This window comes from Brucella sp. RRSP16 (assembly GCF_052246815.1).
Lineage (GTDB): Bacteria > Pseudomonadota > Alphaproteobacteria > Rhizobiales > Rhizobiaceae > Brucella > Brucella intermedia.
Genome location: NZ_JBQQAM010000004.1, coordinates 86,755 through 102,962, shown reverse-complemented (window position 1 = coordinate 102,962; position 16,208 = coordinate 86,755). Strand labels below are relative to the sequence as shown.

Genomic DNA, 16,208 nt, shown 5'->3' with positions numbered 1-16,208 from the left:
CAGAGCTGGAGGAACATCCTGAAATCGTTGATGAAGCAGCAATCAGGATCAGATTCTGTCCTGAGAAATCAGCGCGTTCCATTTGCATTGCCGCTTCGCCAAAAGCAGCCTTGCCGCATGCAGCCAAACCTACGACGATTGACGAACAGGACATAGAGACGTGCGCAAGACGATACGCACCATGGAAGATTTTTCGGAATTCGTAGGGCTTTCGCGTCCGACGGTGTCGAAATACTTCAGCGATCCATCGTCCGTTCGACCCAAGACCCGGGAGCTGATAGAAGCGGCAATCAAACAATCGGGTTTTCGTCCCAATCTTTTCGCAGTGAACCTCAATCGGCGTCGCACGACAATTCTGGGTATAATCATCCCCAACCAGCTCGACCATTTCTACATGGCGATGACAAAACGGTTGCAATCCCTCGCGGAACAACGCGGCTATCTGGCAATTGTTCTCTCTTCCGATGGCAAGCCCGAACTTGAGAAGCAGGCGATCGAAACCTTGCGATCTCTGAATGTCGCCGGCGCCATTATTGCGCCGCTCGGTGAAGCATCGCAGCATTCAACGTTGGCGCGCCTCGCCGAAGATGTTCCGATTGTATATGTCGACTCTCCGCTCGACAGCACCTCACCCTTTGTTGGGACCGATAATCTCAAATCCTTCCACCTAATTGTCGATTACCTTTGCCGCTCGGGCAGCGAGCCGTGTTATTTTTCCATGCCCATGGTCAATAATAATGCTGTCAAGCGGCAGGAAGCCTATCGTCTGGCAATGGAAAAGCTCGGTTATGAGCCGCGCATCATCGATCTGGAGGAAAGCCGCAGCTGGGATTTCGAACGTTATGCATTCGAGCAGACCGCAAGAATTCTGCGCGAAAAGGGCAGACTTCCGACCAGCACCGTTCTGTGCTCAAACGACCGCATCGCCTTCGGCGTAACTAGCGGCCTCTGGCAGGCCGGCCTTAAAATCGGCAGGCTCAAGGATTGTGACGTTCGCGTCGCGGGTCACGATAACAATCCGCTGTCGGAATATACCTGCCCTCCACTCACAACGGTGGCTCAGGACTATAACGAGATCGGACGTCTGGCGATTGAACTCTTGTTTCGGACGCTGGGCGAAACAACAGATGACCGGCTGGAACTGCCGGAAACCCAGCGCGTCCTGCTGAATGCAGAAATCAAGCTGCGCATGAGCGCATGAAATGGCGGGTTACCCCGCCATTTCAATTCTCTATTCTCAATTCAGGCCGAGCGTGCCGCGCAGGGTGGAGAGATCTTCGGCAAGCGTTGTTACCGGACCAGCCAACGCCTTCCGATCATCTTCCGACAGCTTGTCGTAGGACTCGTAGCCGTCGCCCTTCTTGTACTTGGCGAGAATGTCATCGACCGTCTTGAAGTTGATTTCCACCTTCTTCACGAGGTCCGGATTTTCCTTTTCCAGCAATGGCTTGAAAAGCTCGACAATCTTTTGGGCACCGTCGACATTGGCCTTGAAATCCCAGAGGTCGGTGTGACTGTAACGATCCTCCTCACCGGAGATCTTGGTTGCCGCCACTTCTTCGAGCAAGGCAGCAGCACCGCCAACCACCTTCTCTGGCGGCACGGTGAGGTCTTTCACCCGCTTCTGAAGTTCCAGCACATCAGCATAGAGCTTGTCTGCAATGGGCGCGAGATCTTCGGTCGAATTCTGCGCGAACAGGCCGTATTCGATACGGTGGAATCCGGTGAAGTCTTCCGACTTCTCACCATTTTCATGGTCATCCGCACGACTGTCGATCGAAGCGTCGAGATCAGCGAAGAGTTCGGCAATCGGTTCGATCTTTTCGTAGGAGACACGGGTGGAGGGATAAAGCGCCTTAGCCTTTTCCAGATCGCCTGCCTTGACCGCATCGGTAAACGCCTTGGTGTCCTTGACCAGAACGTCGAGGTTTTCCTGCACATAGACCTTGTAATCAGCGATCGGCTGAACGAGGTCCAGCGGTGAAACTTCGGCCTTCGCAGCGCCGAAGCTGAGCGTAAGGGCAACGGCACATGCCGATGCAAGCAATGGCAGACGATACTTCATATTTTGCCTCTCCACGTGGACGCATTTCAAAAAATGCGCGTAAAATCAAAATGTTCTGGTAGTTTCCTTACCCGCGGGCATTTTGCGGACCGCTGGCCTCCAAAAGTGCGCGCGCGTAGTAGTCCTTGTGATCCTCAACACCTGGCAGCGCGAAGAAATACCCACCCCCGATCGGCTTCAGATATTCTTCCAGCGGCTCACCGTTGAGCCGGTTCTGAACCGTGATGAAGCCCTTTTCCAGATCGGCCTGATAGGCGATGAAAAGCAGACCCATATCAAGCTGGCCCGATTTGCTGACGCCATTGGAATAGTTGAACGGACGACGCAGAATGAGGTGCTGCTCGGCATTTGCATCGCGCGGATTTGCCAGGCGGATATGCGAGTCGAGCGGCGTGATTTTGCCGTCGGCGTCCTTCGCATAATTGGGAACATCGGTTTCGGTTTTTCCGTCGAATGGCGCTCCGCTATCCTTGCGCCGTCCGAAAATCGCTTCCTGTTCCTGTAGCGGCGTACGATCCCAGCGTTCGACAAAGTTCCGTATGATGCGCACCGCCATATAGCTGCCATTGGTTGCCCAATCCGGCTCCGCATTTTTTTCGCCCACCCAGACGATGCGGTTCATCAATGCCTCATCAGATGGATCGGGATTGGCAGACCCGTCGCGGAAGCCCAGGAAATTCCGCGCACTTTCTTTCGCCTTCGGCGAATGCGGCGGCTGCACAGGAACCGTCCCTTCCTGTTTCCAGCGCACCAACAAAAGGTCGGGCATGTTCTTCATGATGTCGCGCAGGGCGTGAATGTTCGTGTCCGGCGTATTTGAACAGAACTGAATTACGAGGTCCCCGTGGCAAATGTCCTTTTGCAGGGCATCGTTGGGAAAACTCGTCATGCGCTGCAGAAGTTTCGGCTTCAACGGTTTCAGGCCAAAACGGTCATCGAACAGAGACGAACCAAGCGCAACCGTAACAGTGAGATTGTCGGGTGTGACGACCGGGCCAAGAATGCCGGAATCGGAGGGCGGAAATTTTGCATCGAGTTCCGGCGGCGTCCCGCCTTTCATCAGAAATTCGGTCCTCTCGGTGAGCAGCCGGAACATGCGCTCAAGTTCGGAGCGGTCCCGTGCCAAAACGTCGAAAGAAGCAACGAGCCCGGCCGCGGGACGCGGCGTGACGATGCCTGGCTGGTGCTTTCCGTAAAAAGCCTGGCTTTCGTGAAGCTTCTCGCTCTCAGGCGCATTGGTCACGTTCTCAGAAGAAAGCGCTTGTGCTGCCTGAGGTGCAAGCACGCTTCCAACAGTTCCGGCAACACCGGCGGCTCCCGCACCCAGCAGCAATGCGCGCCGAGCGGACGAAACAGGTTCTTCAGACGTTATCGTATCGTTTTTAAAAAATTTTCTGGTCATCAATCTACTCCCAGCTGATCGCGGAGTTTCGTAAATTGCGCAGCAAGTTGTGCCGCGCCGTCCTTGAATTTCGCCTTTTCATCAGGCGACAGTGCGTCATACGCCTTGAAACCATTGCCCTGAGCGTCCGCACCGAGCAGCGACTTGATCGAAGCAGCGTCCTTGTCGATGCCTTCGAATGCCTTTTGATCAACCTTTTCGACAATGGGGCGCAGGACATTGGCAGTCTTGGCGGCGCCTTCGAGAAGGCCCGACAAAGCCTGCAGATCAGTATGTGCATAGCGGTCCTCACCTTCATCCGACGCTGTTGAAGCGAAACGGTTAAGGGCGGAAGCAGTGCCCGCCATCATGCGGTCCGGTGAAATGCGAAGTCCGCGAATGCGTTCTTTCAAGACGGTGGCGTCCTGCTCAAGCTTGCCAGCCACAGCTGCCAGTCCATCGACGGATTTCTGTTCGAACAGACCATATTCGACACGGTGCAAACCACCGAAGCCTGCGTCCTTCTCGCGCTTTTCGAAATAATCGGCACGGGCATTAATGGCCGTATCGAGATCGGAAAATGCTTCCGAGACGGGCGCAATGCGCGCATAGGCGGCGCGCGCCGGACCATAGGCGGCTTGTGCGGCTTCCAGATTACCGCTCGCTATTGCGGCGGAAAGCGCCGCAACAGCTTTCTGGAATTCAGCAACCTCGGTTGTGAGATAAATCTGATATTCAGCCAGTGCACCGATAAAAGCTGTAAGGGGCAGTTTGCTCTTTTCCGCTTCGCTGGCAGCGGTCGCAGTTACGGTCAGCTTGCCCCGAGGATTGGAAAGAAGCCCGCAGGTAATCTGGTATTCGCCTGGCGCCAGCTTCGCTGTGATTGTCTGCTTGAAGCCCGGCGCAATATTCTCGCGCTCTTCGAGAACCATCACACCATCGAGGATTTCCCACTCGACCGTGCGATCCGACTTGTTGATGATTTCAAAAACCGAGCGCCCGGCCGGGACGGTCAATTCGTTCGGCTCGCAGCTTTTTGCATTGATCGCGACTTGTATCTTGTCGCCAGCTCCTGCATGCCGCGCTTTGTCCGATACACGGGATGCATAATAAAATGCCCCACCGGCAGCGAGCAGCAGCAGCACGGCGACGGCCAGTCCTATGCGGACCAGATTGCGCGACATCGGTTCTGTAGGCTTCGGGTTCGTCATGAAAATCTCTTTTATTGTGCGCTTGTCTTGATCTGGCTTGCGGCCACTGATCCGCTCGCTGGCATGAGGAACAGGATGAGTGCCGGAACGAGGAAAGCCACATAGGCGACCACTTCGCTGACAGTCGGCGTTGCGATATATCCGAAAACCCCAGCCAGAACTGAGCCGAGCGTACTGTCTAGCGGGAGAATGTCGCTCGCGTCGAAAACGACTGCCTGGAAGTGGTTCCAGATACCTGCCTCATGCAGCGCCATGACAGAATTGGCCAGAATGCCCGCCGCGATGATCAGGATGAAAACGCCCGTCCAGCGAAAGAAGCGGCGGAGGTTCAACTTCAAGCCGCCTTTAAAGATGCCGTATCCAACCGCCGCTGCAAGCAAAACGCCGAGCAGCGCGCCCACAGGCGCCGCCGGGCCTTCGCTCTGCTGGAAAGCAGCCAGCAAAAAGAAAACGGATTCAAGCCCTTCACGCGCCACCGCAAAGAAGACCATGAGAATAAGACCAAAGCCCTTGTGCGTCGGGGTTTGGAACGCCGCATCGATGGAATGATGCAGTTCCACCTTGATGGAGCGCGCCGCCTTGCGCATCCAGAACACCATTGAAGTGAGGACGAAAACCGCAATCAGACCAATAATGGCCTCGAAAAGCTCCTGCGCTTTCTGAGGAAATTCCGCGCTCAGAAGCTGCAGGATAGCGCCAACAGTCAGCGACATGGCCAAAGCCAGCAGAATGCCAATCCAGACCACAGGCATCCAGGCGCTACGCCCGGTTTGATGGAGATAAGTGGCAATAATCCCGACGATCAGCGCAGCTTCCACGCCTTCGCGGAACATGATGAGAAAAGGTACAAGCATTCCGACTATCCAAAAGACAGAGAAATCGGCCTGTCCGATGGTCGCTTCTCTTCAAACCCGGCATGAAGCCTTCGTCATTTGGTCATCTTTTATATCCGCACTGCCAGCCCTGCAAGTTAAATGAAGTTGACCAGCGCAGGAATGTTTTAGAATTATTCTAACCATTTCAGAAGCTTATAACTGTGACTGGATGATAGAATTGTATAAGGCATTGAAAATGCACCTAAGTCATCTCCGCGTAACCGGATAGCAGATGCAGTGGGCAGAGATAAACTGGCCTCGATCCGGAGCAGGCCACGGATCACGACTTCCTCTCTCCCTTTCGCCCAACCTTTATCTCTTCGAGATTGAGATTGGTATCGTCGTCGTTTTTGCGATCCCGGTGGTAATTCGCGTCGAGATGAAGCGATGCTATCGTTTGTTGTGTGATCGCTCCCAAGAAGCTTCGAGCCTCGGAATCGATCTTGGAGTCGAGCGAGACCACCACGACGAAAGATTGTTTCGATTTGAAGCACGACTTGTCCGTTGAGGAACACAAATATTGACCAATGACCCGCTGGGAACGGTCAAAATGGGAAAAGTTTCAGAATTTTCCGAAATGGTCAAAAATTTCGTGTTTCAGGGGTTGAAGATTGGAGCAAGGTGATACATATCACAGTCACTTACCGCTGTGCCTCCTCCCATTGCGCGCGGTAAGTGTTCCCCTCTGGAGGTTTGCCTATAAGGCACCTTCATAACTTAGCCGGACTTCCCAGTCCGGCTCTTTTTTTGCCTGAAATCCGGCTAGCGTCTCATTTCACCGCATAGATGCAACCAGCACATCTTTCTGTTTTAAAAGAACAATCCGGGAGAGACGCCTCGACCCGAGCGGCTTTCCAAGCAGATTAACTGAAATCCAGTTAATCAATAAATTCTGCCTGTCCATGCGCAAAAAAAGCGCCGCGTTTCCGCGGCGCTTCTTGTCGGCAAAACTGCGCTTCAACTTATCCGTAGGCAGCTACAGGCGGGCATGAGCAGATGAGATTTCTGTCACCGCCCACATTATCCACGCGGCTGACCGGTGGCCAATATTTTGCTGTCGCGTCGAAATCGCCATTGATAGCGCTTGCCGGGAACACTGCTTCCTCACGGGTGTAAGGATGTGTCCATTCGCTCGCCAGCGTATCGCCTGCCGTGTGCGGTGCATTGGCAAGAGGATTGTCGTCCGCAGGCCAGACACCATCGGCAACCTTTTTCGCCTCAGTTGCAATGGCAATCATCGCATCGCAAAGACGGTCGATTTCCGACTTCGGTTCAGACTCGGTCGGCTCGATCATCAGCGTACCGGCAACCGGCCAGGACATGGTCGGCGCATGGAAACCGTAGTCGATGAGGCGCTTGGCCACGTCTTCCACAGTCACGCCAGCGCTATCCTTCAGAACTCGCGTATCAACAATGCACTCATGCGCCACACGATCATGTGCGCCGGTATAAAGGATCGGATAAGCGTCCTTCAAACGATGCGCAATGTAGTTGGCATTGAGGATCGCAGCCTCGGTCGCCTTCTTGAGACCAGCGCCGCCCATCATGCGGATATACATCCACGTGATGACCAGAATGGATGCGCTACCGAAAGGCGCCGCCGAAACAGCGTGCTTGGAACCGATATCCACATGGCCCGGCAAATAAGGCACCAGATGCTTGGCAACGCCAATCGGGCCAACGCCCGGACCGCCACCGCCATGCGGGATGCAGAAGGTCTTGTGCAGGTTCATGTGACAGACGTCAGCGCCAATGTCGCAAGGACGGGCGAGCCCAACCAGCGCATTGAGGTTCGCACCGTCGAAATAGACCTGACCGCCATTTTCATGGACGATTTCGCAGAACGCCTTGATGCCTTCTTCGAACACGCCATAGGTCGAAGGATAGGTGATCATGAAGGCAGCGAGATTATCACGATGCTTCTCGGCCTTGGCTTTCAGATCGTCGATGTCGATATCGCCATCTGGACGGCAATTGACCACGACAACGCTCATGCCAGCCATCGAGGCGCTGGCCGGATTGGTGCCATGTGCAGACGATGGAATAAGGCAGATGTTGCGATGACCTTCGCCCCGCGACTGGTGATAGTGGCGAATTGCCAGCAGACCAGCATATTCGCCCTGGCTACCTGCATTTGGCTGTAGCGAAACGCCAGCAAAGCCGGTGACTTCACAAAGCCAAGCTTCGACATCCGCCGTCATCCTGGCATAGCCTTCGGTCTGTGCCGCAGGCGCAAACGGATGCAGATTAGCAACCGTGTTCCAGCTCACCGGCATCATTTCTGCTGCCGCATTGAGCTTCATGGTGCATGAGCCAAGCGGGATCATTGCGCGGTCAAGCGCCAGATCCTTGTCGGCCAGACGACGCAGGAAGCGCATCATCTCGGTTTCGGAACGATGCGAATGGAATACTTCCTGCGTGAGGAAGCCTTCACCGCGTCCCTTGCCGGGCACGAGAACCTTGTCACCGTCGACCAGCTTGGCACCAAACAGAACGGCAAGCGCTGCAAGATCTTCCTCGGTCGAGGTTTCATCGAAGGTTACGCCGACCGTGTCCGCATCGATGACACGAAGCAGACGACCGCCCTTGTCAGCTTCGTCAGCAATGGCCTTCGCCTTTCCGGCAACCTTGATGCTGACCGTATCGAACAGGCTATCGCCTGCGATTTCGACACCCGCGGCCTTGAGGCCGGAAGCAAAGCGGGCAGCAAGACCGGCAACGCGGGTGGCAATCGCCTGCAAGCCTGCCGGGCCATGCCAGATCGCGAAGGATGCGGCCATATTGGCAAGCAGGGCCTGCGCAGTGCAGATGTTGGAGGTCGCCTTGTCGCGACGGATATGCTGCTCACGGGTCTGGAGCGCCAGACGATAGGCCGCACGGCCATGCGCATCGACCGACTGGCCGACGATGCGGCCGGGAATGATGCGAGTCAGAGGTTCCGACACAGCCAGATATGCTGCATGTGGGCCCCCAAAGCCCATCGGTACGCCGTAACGCTGCATGGAGCCAACAGCCATGTCCGCGCCCCACGTCGCAGGCGCTTCCATGATCGTCAGCGCCAGCGGATCGGCAACGGCAATAACGAGTGCGCCCTTGGCCTTCGCATCGGCAATCACCTTGCTGAAGTCGCCGTAGACGCCGCGTGTATCCGGCCACGGCACGACGATGGCAGCAGTATTTTCATCGAGAGTGCTGCCGGTTTCGATCTGCCAGCCGAGCGGTTCAGCGCGGGTGTTCACCACATCAACCGTCTGCGGATGCAGTTCGCCTGCAAGCAGGATACGGCTTCGCTTGTCGCGGTGATGACGGCAGGCAACGCCAATGGCTTCAGCAACCGCAGTTGCTTCATCGAGAAGCGAGGCGCAGGCGACCGGCAGGCCGGTCAGTTCTGCAACCAGCGTCTGGAAGTGGAACAGAAGCTCAAGACGACCCTGGCTGATTTCCGACTGGTACGGCGTATAGGCGGTGTACCAGGCAGGGTTTTCAAACAGATTGCGCTGGATGACCGGCGGCGTATGCACACCATGATAGCCCGCGCCGATGAAGCTCTTCTTCACCACGTTGCGGCCCATGATGGCGTTCAGCTCTGCAAGCGCATCGGATTCACTGAGCGGCGCCGGCAGATCAAGCGCACGGTTCAGACGGATAGACGCCGGAACCGCCTGGGTGATGAGGGTTTCCATGGAAGGAAGGCCGAGCGCCGCAAGCATTGCGCGCTCGTCTTCCAGTCTCGGCCCGATATGGCGGGCAACAAAGGGAAGAACCTGCTGGGTCATCGCGTTATCCTACCAGTTTGTCGTAACCGGCCTTGTCGAGGAGACCGGAAAGCTGGCTTTCATCCGAAAGCTTCAGCTTGAACAGCCAGCCCTCGCCTTCCGCAGCCTGATTGATAAGAGCCGGATCGCTTGCAACGGCTTCGTTGACTTCGACCACTTCGCCATCGACCGGTGCATAAACATCGGAAGCGGCCTTGACCGATTCCACAACCACGATGCCTTCGCCCTTGGTCGCCGTGCGGCCGACGTCCGGCAGCTCGACGAAAACGAGGTCACCCAGTTGTTCCTGTGCGTGGATCGTAATGCCGACAGTGGCAACGCCGTTTTCGACGCTGATCCACTCGTGATCTTCGGTGAACAGGATATTGGCCATGGAAATCATCCTTTGCGATAGCGATGCGGAGTAAAGGGAAGTGCCGAAACGTCAACGGGCACCTTGTTGCCGCGAACGTCAGCGAAGACACGTGTGCCGGGGGTAGCGAGGCTTGCCTCTACATAACCCATGGCGACCGGGAAACCTGCCGATGGGCCAAACCCACCGGAAGTAACGGTGCCGATCTGGCGACCGGATTCATCAAAAAGATCGGCGCCAGCGCGGACCGGCTGACGGCCTTCCGGCTTTAGGCCCACACGCTTGGCAGCAGCGCCCTTGGCAATGGCGTCCAGAACGGCCTTTGCGCCGTTGAATGCAGCTTTTTCCCGCACAGGCTTGGTGATCGCCCAAGTGAGGCCGGCCGAAACCGGATCGGTTTCCGGCGTGATATCCTGACCGTGCAGGCAGAGACCGGCTTCAAGTCGAAGGCTGTCGCGTGCGGCAAGGCCGATCCATTCGACGCGCTCGTCGGCAAGCAGCCTGGTTGCAAGCGCGCGGGCCTCATCGGCTGGCAGGCCAATCTCGAAACCATCTTCGCCGGTATAGCCCGAACGGGTCATGAACCAGCCTTGCTTCGGCTCGAAACCGCTCATAAAGGCAAGCTCCGCACCTTTGAGACCGGCATCATTAATGACGCTTTCAGCTTCGGGCCCCTGAAGGGCGAGAAATACCCGGTCAAGCGGATTGACGGTTACGTTCTTGCCGGAAGCAGCTTCGTTCAGATGCTCGATATCGGCATCGGCATTGCCAGCATTGGCAACGACCATGAAACGGTCTTCACCAAGGCGCGTGACGATCAGGTCATCCAGCACGCCGCCATTTTCGTTGAGGAAGAACGTATATTTAGACTGGCCTTCCTTCAGCACAGTCGGGTCAAGCGGACAGGTTTCAGCAAGAAGTGCGGCAGCGTCCGCGCCCGAAACCTCGATCAGCTTCATATGAGAAATGTCGAAAAGGCCCGCATGTTCACGCGTATGAAGATGTTCCTTCATGACGCCCAGCGGATAGGTTATCGGCATGTTCCAGCCGGCAAATCCGCCGAAGCGCGCGCCAGCCTGTTCATGCAGATCCTGCAAAGGCAGGGTATTCAAATGTGCGGTATCGCCCATAACAACTCCAGAGTCGCACGTGTGCCTCCGCAAAATGCGGTTGCTTCGTGCCCCTCTGTCTCAGGCCTGAGAGACTCGCATGGCTAAAGCCATACTTACACCTTCGGCGCAGGGTTGCCCCCGACTTTCCAGAGTTGTCTTACCGGTCTGCGGTTCCTTGTACCTGAGAGATTTCGGGCGATTTCCCCTTCGGCGGCCAATTGGCGCTCTCCCGCAGACAGACAGTGCAAGAACGTCATACGATATGGCATCCCGACACCCGACAAAACTCCCTTAACCCAATCCGGGGCGCAAGTCATGTGGAATTGTTGTCTCTAACCGACGATTTCCCGGACTTTTGCGACAAAATTCGAAGCCTCCGGGATACCCGGATCTATACTTCATTATACAAGGCTGTCACGACACGAAGGACATCGCGCAATTAGGCGCGTGAGACGAATTAACAGACAGTTGCGCCGCTACAATTTGTGGGAGCAACTTTCTGGACGGTAAATTTTTAAAGAATTTTTAACCGGTTAGCCGCCGAAGCAGCCTGAATCGAGCCGATTTCCCCAATTCGGCATGAGATTGTGATCGCATGATGACCGAGCTGCGCAAAAGACGTGCAACTGACAAGCTTAAACGCATTGCAGCTATGCAAATCTGTCTCTCCAATTCGAAATGCTTCGAGCCTATATGCTGGTTGCAACAAAGAGATAAGATTTTTACTAGGTGAGAGAAATGAACCTGATCCGCTCGTACAACAACTGGCGCCGTTACCGTAACACTGTAAACGAACTGAGCCGCCTGAGCCCACGTGAACTGAACGACCTCGGCATCCTGCCTTCGGAAATCCCGTTCGTCGCACGCAAGGCCGCTGCTCGCTAATAGCGCACCGGAAGGCATTGGCCTTCTTCAAGGATCGCGAGTCCCCATAATTGCGCGGTCCTACAGTTTCCAGAATATCGCCGGGGTGTTTTCTCCTCCTCCCATTCCCTCGGTGATACAAGACCGGATATCCTCCTCCCAAGTCCGGTCTTCCCCATAAAACACCCGTCGCTTCCTCCCGCGACGGGTGTTTTCGTTTGGCGATTACCGCGCCGCGACCACCTCTATCTCGACCTTGAACTCCTCACGCGTGAAACCGGAAACGATCATCAGTGTCGAGGCTGGCGCGGGCTGCGGGAACAGCCGGTCGCGAACATCCATATATGGGTGCATATAGGCTCGGTCGGTGACATAGGCATTGATACGCACCACATTGGATAGGTCCATGCCTCCATCGCGCAGGATGCGGCTTATATTTTCAAAGCAGAGTTCTGCCTGAGCGCCGGCGTCTTCCGGTACATTTCCGTCCGGCGCGATGCCGAGCTGACCGGAACAGAAAACCATTTCTGCACCGGCTTTTAACTTCACGCCATGGCTGTAGGCGGCAAAAGGTGCGGCCATGTCGGCGGGTAGCAGATGTTTCAAAGTGCTCATCGTATATCCTCAAGCTTTCGGCGCAGCGGCCAGCATTTCTTTCAACCTTGCCGCCCCGGCAGCAACATCTGCTTCGCTCGGACTAATGCCCGCGGCCAGGAGCCGACGCGCGATCATATGATCTGCCGGGCGATTGATGGAATCGACAGCGACAAGCCTGTCACCGGCAAAGTGAAAGATGGAGAATGCATTTTCTTCCGGGTTTCCCGAAAGGATATGCCGGTCGGCATCAAAGGACAGGCCTGCCGTCTGCAACTTCATATCGCCCTGATCCGACCAGAACCATGCAATTTCCCTAAACGGCGCCTCGCGGCCCACAATGGTACGAGCGACATGCTTTGCCTGATCTGTCGCATTTTGCACCGATTCAAGCCGCACCCGACGACCGGCCTGAAAATGATCATAGCTTACGCAATCGCCGATAGCGTAGACGTGGCCCGCAGACGTGCGCAGGTTCTCATCCACAACAATGCCGTTGTCGATCGCAAGCCCAGCCATAACAGCAAGCTCCACGTTTGGCACCGCACCCGTACCGATCACAACCATATCGGCCGGGAATTTGGTTCCGTCTGCAGCTTCCACGCCTGTCACGCGACCATTTTCACCCTCAATGGCCGTCACGCCGAGACCCGTCAAAACTGTGATACTGGCGGCGCGGCTCCGCGCTTCCACGTGGGCGGAGATGTGCGTTGCAACCGAACGCCCCAGCACACGAGGTGCTGCCTCGATCAGAACCGTTTTTTTGCCAAGCGCGATCGCGCTATGAGCCATTTCCAGACCAATAAAGCCGCCGCCAATAATGACCACATTCTCAACACTGGGCATTGCTGCCGCGATGCGGCGGGCATCCTCCATCCGGCGGAGCGTGAAAACACCGTCAAGCTCGACACCTGACAAATTGGGAATGCGAGCACGCGCACCGGTCGCGAAGATCAGTTCCGACCAGCTCAGGACTCGCCCGTCATCAAGTGTGACCGTCTTGTCTGCAATAGATACGGCATCGACGCGATGGCCAAACATCATCTCGATATTATTGTCGCGATAGGCCGATTCCGGACGCAGAACCAGACCGCCCCCTTCCGGCGCTTTCAGATAGGATTTCGACAGTGGGGGCTTATGATAGGGAATATCGGTTTCGTCATTGATGAGAATGATTTCGCCTGCATAGCCTTCCTGCCGAAGACTGATCGCAGCCTGCGAGCCAGCATGGCCAGCCCCAATGATAATGCATCTTTCGTCCATAGGACCTCCGGAACTTTCCGCACATCATAAACCTGTCGCGGCCCGTCACGTGACCAAATAGCCACGGATTCACACCTTAATTGCACGCAATCCGTATATTTAAAACATTTAGTTTGACCGATCGGTCAGATTGTTTAGTAGGATGCACTCAAATCTGGTTTGACGCGCATCTTGTTCCGAAAACCGTTTCACACTTTTCGGGATGCGCTCTAACGCCCTTGGCCCGAGCGTGTAGGAGTTGCAGTCTTGAAACGATATTGGTCCGATTATACGAGCGAGGCATTCTCCCGCCTCGAGCGTGAGAAGCTCGTGGCGGTTCTGCCGGTTGGTGCAATCGAGCAGCACGGACCACACCTTCCGCTGGCCGTCGACGCTGCCATCGTTGACGGCATGGTCAAGGAAACCATCGCCCGCCTGCCTGAAACAAGCCACGCGCTTTTCCTGCCGACGCAAGCCATCGGCAAGAGCAATGAGCACAGCCGTTACCCTGGCACATTGACGTTTTCAGCCGAGACCATCATTCGCATGTGGTGCGAGATCGGCGCTTGCGTGGCAGGAAGCGGTGTCCGCAAGATGGCGCTGCTCAATAGCCATGGCGGCCAGATCAGTGTCATGGATATCGTAGCGCGGGAGCTTCGCATCCGTCACAACATGCTTGTTGTAAGCATCAACTGGTTCGGCCTTGGAATGCCGGAAGGTGTATACAGCGATCACGACCTGAAGCACGGCATTCATGCCGGCGACATGGAAACCTCAGTGATGCTGGAGATGCATCCCGATCTCGTCGATATGTCGAAAGTACAGGATTTCCGAACGCTTACGGAAACTTTTGCAAGTGATTTCCAACATCTTTCGCTGAGCGGCGGCGCCAAGCCTGCCTGGCAGATTCAGGATATCAATCCTTATGGCGCTGCTGGTGATGCGACGCTCGCGACCGCGGAGAAAGGTCGAGCGACGATCGATTTTGCCGCCGAGCGCCTGGTAGAGGTTCTGGCGGAAATTGAACGAGCGCCGCTCTCCTGGCTCGACAACAAAACAGCCTGGTAAGGACAATGAGCGTGGCCCCCAACTCGCAAGCTCCATCCTCCCTGATCGAGATAGACGGCGTCTACAAGCAATATGGTACCGGCGTGATGGCCGTGAGCGACATGTCGCTCAGGATCGAACAAGGCCAGTTCGTCAGCTTTCTCGGCCCCTCTGGCTGCGGCAAGAGCACGGCGTTGCGCATGATCGCCGGCCTGGAATCGATTTCAGCCGGAAATATCCGTATCAACGGCCACGCTCCCGGCAAGGGGCCTATCGGCGCGCAGGATATCGGTTTCGTATTTCAGGAGCCGACGCTGATGCCGTGGGCCAGCGTCTTCGACAATGTTTATTTGCCGTTGCGACTGTCCGGCATTGCCCGCAAGGAAGCAACCCCGCGCGTCGAAGAAGCGCTGGCACAAGTGGGCCTGTCCCGCTTTGCCACGGCATTTCCGAGGGAACTGTCCGGCGGAATGAAAATGCGCGTTTCCATCGCTCGTGCTCTGGTTACGCGTCCGCGTCTTCTGTTGATGGACGAGCCATTTGCGGCGCTGGATGAGATGACGCGCTTCAAGCTCAACAATGACGTTCTGCGACTTTGGCAGGAACACGGTCTGACCGTGATTTTCGTAACCCACAGCGTTTATGAGTCGGTTTATCTGTCCAACCGGGTAGTGGTGATGGCTGCCCGACCGGGCCGCGTTGTGGCCGACATACCGATCATCGGCCCCTACCCACGTGCCGAAAACTACCGCACAACCGATGCCTACGCGAGATATTGCGCCAAGGTGTCCGACGCGCTGACCGCGACACTTTCCTCCGAAGATATCGATCATTGAGGACAGGACGATGAATCCGATACAAACCGAACTGCCTGTCCTGAATGTCGAACAGGATCGCCTCGCCCGGCGCGAACGCACCTTGCGCATTGTCATGCCGACGCTGGCGATCATAATCGCCCTTGGCATATGGGAAGGTCTCGTCCGTTACTATCAGGTGCCGCATTACCTGATCCCTGCACCTTCGCTGGTTGCTCAGACGCTTATAAAGGACGGGCCATCGCTGATGGCATCCATGTGGTTTACGGTCAAGCTGACCCTGATCTCGCTCGGCTGTGCAATTATCGGCGGCATTCTGCTCGGCATGATTTTCGCCCTCTCCCGCCCGATAGAAATGGCGTTCTTTCCATTCGCCGTTATCCTTCAGGTAACGCCGGTCATCGCTATCGCGCCGCTGATCCTCATCTATGTGCGTGATACTTTTTCAGCCCTGCTGATCTGTGCATGGATCGTGGCGTTCTTCCCGATCCTGTCCAACACGGTGATTGGATTGCGCAGCGCCGACCACAACCTCCGGGATCTTTTCCGGCTCTACCGTGCTTCGCCATGGCAGCGCCTGCGCTATCTGCTGGCGCCAAGCGCATTGCCTTATTTCATGGCGGCGCTGAAAATCGCCGGCGGCCTGTCACTGATCGGCGCAGTTGTCGCTGAGTTTGTTGCCGGTACGGCAGGTCAGAGCACAGGGCTCGCCTCACGCATTCTGGAATCGAGCTTCCGCAACGAAATTCCGCGCATGTTTGCGGCACTTTTCCTCGTATCGCTGCTCGGCATCGTGATCTTCCTCGTGACAAGTTGGCTGTCGCGCCTTGTGCTCGGACGCTGGCATGAAAGCGAGATCCGTCGTGAGCGCTAG

Annotated in this window: 14 protein-coding genes and 1 riboswitch; of the genes, 5 read left to right on the top strand and 9 right to left on the bottom strand. The window is 56.1% G+C overall.

The annotated features are described in order from the left end of the window. Window positions 1-181: 181 nt before the first annotated feature. Entirely contained in the window at window positions 182-1,201 is a 1,020-nt protein-coding gene (locus ACS5UA_RS07975) for a LacI family DNA-binding transcriptional regulator (protein ID WP_006471994.1), read from the top strand. A gap of 36 nt (window positions 1,202-1,237) precedes the next feature. Here the strand turns inward: ACS5UA_RS07975 and efeO (ACS5UA_RS07970) are convergent, their stop codons facing one another. From efeO (ACS5UA_RS07970) to gcvT, 7 genes are all read right to left on the bottom strand, one after another. Beyond that, a complete protein-coding gene (efeO, locus tag ACS5UA_RS07970; protein WP_006471993.1) occupies window positions 1,238-2,065 on the bottom strand; it encodes an iron uptake system protein EfeO in 828 nt (275 codons plus the stop codon). A gap of 67 nt (window positions 2,066-2,132) precedes the next feature. Beyond that, window positions 2,133-3,467, bottom strand: a complete 1,335-nt coding sequence (gene efeB, locus ACS5UA_RS07965) for an iron uptake transporter deferrochelatase/peroxidase subunit (RefSeq protein WP_021587283.1) — start codon at window positions 3,465-3,467, stop codon at window positions 2,133-2,135. Beyond that, window positions 3,467-4,657, bottom strand: coding sequence for an iron uptake system protein EfeO (gene efeO / locus ACS5UA_RS07960; RefSeq protein WP_031346991.1), 1,191 nt, complete (start codon window positions 4,655-4,657; stop codon window positions 3,467-3,469). The genes efeB and efeO (ACS5UA_RS07960) overlap by 1 nt, the downstream gene beginning before the upstream one ends. 11 nt (window positions 4,658-4,668) lie before the next feature. After that, complete coding sequence (gene efeU / locus ACS5UA_RS07955; RefSeq protein WP_006469121.1) at window positions 4,669-5,511, bottom strand: iron uptake transporter permease EfeU; 843 nt, start codon at window positions 5,509-5,511, stop codon at window positions 4,669-4,671. 983 nt (window positions 5,512-6,494) lie between these two features. Beyond that, on the bottom strand, window positions 6,495-9,308 hold the full coding sequence (gene gcvP, locus ACS5UA_RS07950) for an aminomethyl-transferring glycine dehydrogenase (protein WP_006469125.1): 2,814 nt from the start codon (window positions 9,306-9,308) through the stop codon (window positions 6,495-6,497). A 4-nt stretch (window positions 9,309-9,312) separates the two neighbouring features. Next, the gene (gcvH, locus tag ACS5UA_RS07945; protein ID WP_006471988.1) at window positions 9,313-9,681 is read right to left on the bottom strand and encodes a glycine cleavage system protein GcvH; all 369 of its coding nucleotides are present in this window, start codon (window positions 9,679-9,681) and stop codon (window positions 9,313-9,315) included. 5 nt (window positions 9,682-9,686) lie between these two features. After that, on the bottom strand, window positions 9,687-10,790 hold the full coding sequence (gene gcvT, locus ACS5UA_RS07940) for a glycine cleavage system aminomethyltransferase GcvT (protein ID WP_006469127.1): 1,104 nt from the start codon (window positions 10,788-10,790) through the stop codon (window positions 9,687-9,689). Between the two features lie 140 nt (window positions 10,791-10,930). Continuing rightward, a riboswitch (glycine riboswitch) is annotated at window positions 10,931-11,014 on the bottom strand. 496 nt (window positions 11,015-11,510) lie between these two features. On the opposite strand from gcvT, the gene ACS5UA_RS07935 reads away from it, so the two are divergent. Beyond that, window positions 11,511-11,657 (top strand): DUF1127 domain-containing protein, encoded by a 147-nt coding sequence (locus ACS5UA_RS07935; RefSeq protein ID WP_002965914.1) that lies wholly within the window; start codon window positions 11,511-11,513, stop codon window positions 11,655-11,657. 204 nt (window positions 11,658-11,861) lie between these two features. Here ACS5UA_RS07935 and ACS5UA_RS07930 read toward each other — a convergent pair whose 3' ends face one another. Beyond that, window positions 11,862-12,251 carry a RidA family protein gene (locus ACS5UA_RS07930; protein WP_006469129.1) on the bottom strand — a complete coding sequence of 130 codons (390 nt, stop codon included), beginning with the start codon at window positions 12,249-12,251 and terminating at the stop codon, window positions 11,862-11,864. Window positions 12,252-12,260: 9 nt separating this feature from the next. Then, complete coding sequence (locus tag ACS5UA_RS07925; RefSeq protein WP_006469130.1) at window positions 12,261-13,493, bottom strand: NAD(P)/FAD-dependent oxidoreductase; 1,233 nt, start codon at window positions 13,491-13,493, stop codon at window positions 12,261-12,263. Between the two features lie 246 nt (window positions 13,494-13,739). On the opposite strand from ACS5UA_RS07925, the gene ACS5UA_RS07920 reads away from it, so the two are divergent. The 3 genes from ACS5UA_RS07920 to ACS5UA_RS07910 are packed head-to-tail and all read left to right on the top strand — an operon-like array spanning window position 13,740 to window position 16,208. Further along, on the top strand, window positions 13,740-14,540 hold the full coding sequence (locus tag ACS5UA_RS07920) for a creatininase family protein (protein WP_006469131.1): 801 nt from the start codon (window positions 13,740-13,742) through the stop codon (window positions 14,538-14,540). A gap of 5 nt (window positions 14,541-14,545) precedes the next feature. Next, complete coding sequence (locus ACS5UA_RS07915; protein ID WP_006469132.1) at window positions 14,546-15,355, top strand: ABC transporter ATP-binding protein; 810 nt, start codon at window positions 14,546-14,548, stop codon at window positions 15,353-15,355. Between the two features lie 10 nt (window positions 15,356-15,365). After that, a complete protein-coding gene (locus tag ACS5UA_RS07910) occupies window positions 15,366-16,208 on the top strand; it encodes an ABC transporter permease (protein WP_025090014.1) in 843 nt (280 codons plus the stop codon).

Bases quoted from the DNA above. Each gene is read 5' to 3' on its own strand.
- ACS5UA_RS07910 (WP_025090014.1), top strand. From the start codon at position 15,366: ATGAATCCGATACAAACCGAACTGCCTGTCCTGAATGTCGAACAGGAT.
- gcvH (WP_006471988.1), bottom strand. From the start codon at position 9,681: ATGGCCAATATCCTGTTCACCGAAGATCACGAGTGGATCAGCGTCGAA.
- efeO (WP_006471993.1), bottom strand. From the start codon at position 2,065: ATGAAGTATCGTCTGCCATTGCTTGCATCGGCATGTGCCGTTGCCCTT.
- efeU (WP_006469121.1), bottom strand. From the start codon at position 5,511: ATGCTTGTACCTTTTCTCATCATGTTCCGCGAAGGCGTGGAAGCTGCG.
- ACS5UA_RS07925 (WP_006469130.1), bottom strand. From the start codon at position 13,493: ATGGACGAAAGATGCATTATCATTGGGGCTGGCCATGCTGGCTCGCAG.
- efeB (WP_021587283.1), bottom strand. From the start codon at position 3,467: ATGACCAGAAAATTTTTTAAAAACGATACGATAACGTCTGAAGAACCT.
- ACS5UA_RS07975 (WP_006471994.1), top strand. From the start codon at position 182: ATGGAAGATTTTTCGGAATTCGTAGGGCTTTCGCGTCCGACGGTGTCG.
- gcvT (WP_006469127.1), bottom strand. From the start codon at position 10,790: ATGGGCGATACCGCACATTTGAATACCCTGCCTTTGCAGGATCTGCAT.
- ACS5UA_RS07935 (WP_002965914.1), top strand. From the start codon at position 11,511: ATGAACCTGATCCGCTCGTACAACAACTGGCGCCGTTACCGTAACACT.
- gcvP (WP_006469125.1), bottom strand. From the start codon at position 9,308: ATGACCCAGCAGGTTCTTCCCTTTGTTGCCCGCCATATCGGGCCGAGA.
- efeO (WP_031346991.1), bottom strand. From the start codon at position 4,657: ATGACGAACCCGAAGCCTACAGAACCGATGTCGCGCAATCTGGTCCGC.
- ACS5UA_RS07915 (WP_006469132.1), top strand. From the start codon at position 14,546: ATGAGCGTGGCCCCCAACTCGCAAGCTCCATCCTCCCTGATCGAGATA.
- ACS5UA_RS07930 (WP_006469129.1), bottom strand. From the start codon at position 12,251: ATGAGCACTTTGAAACATCTGCTACCCGCCGACATGGCCGCACCTTTT.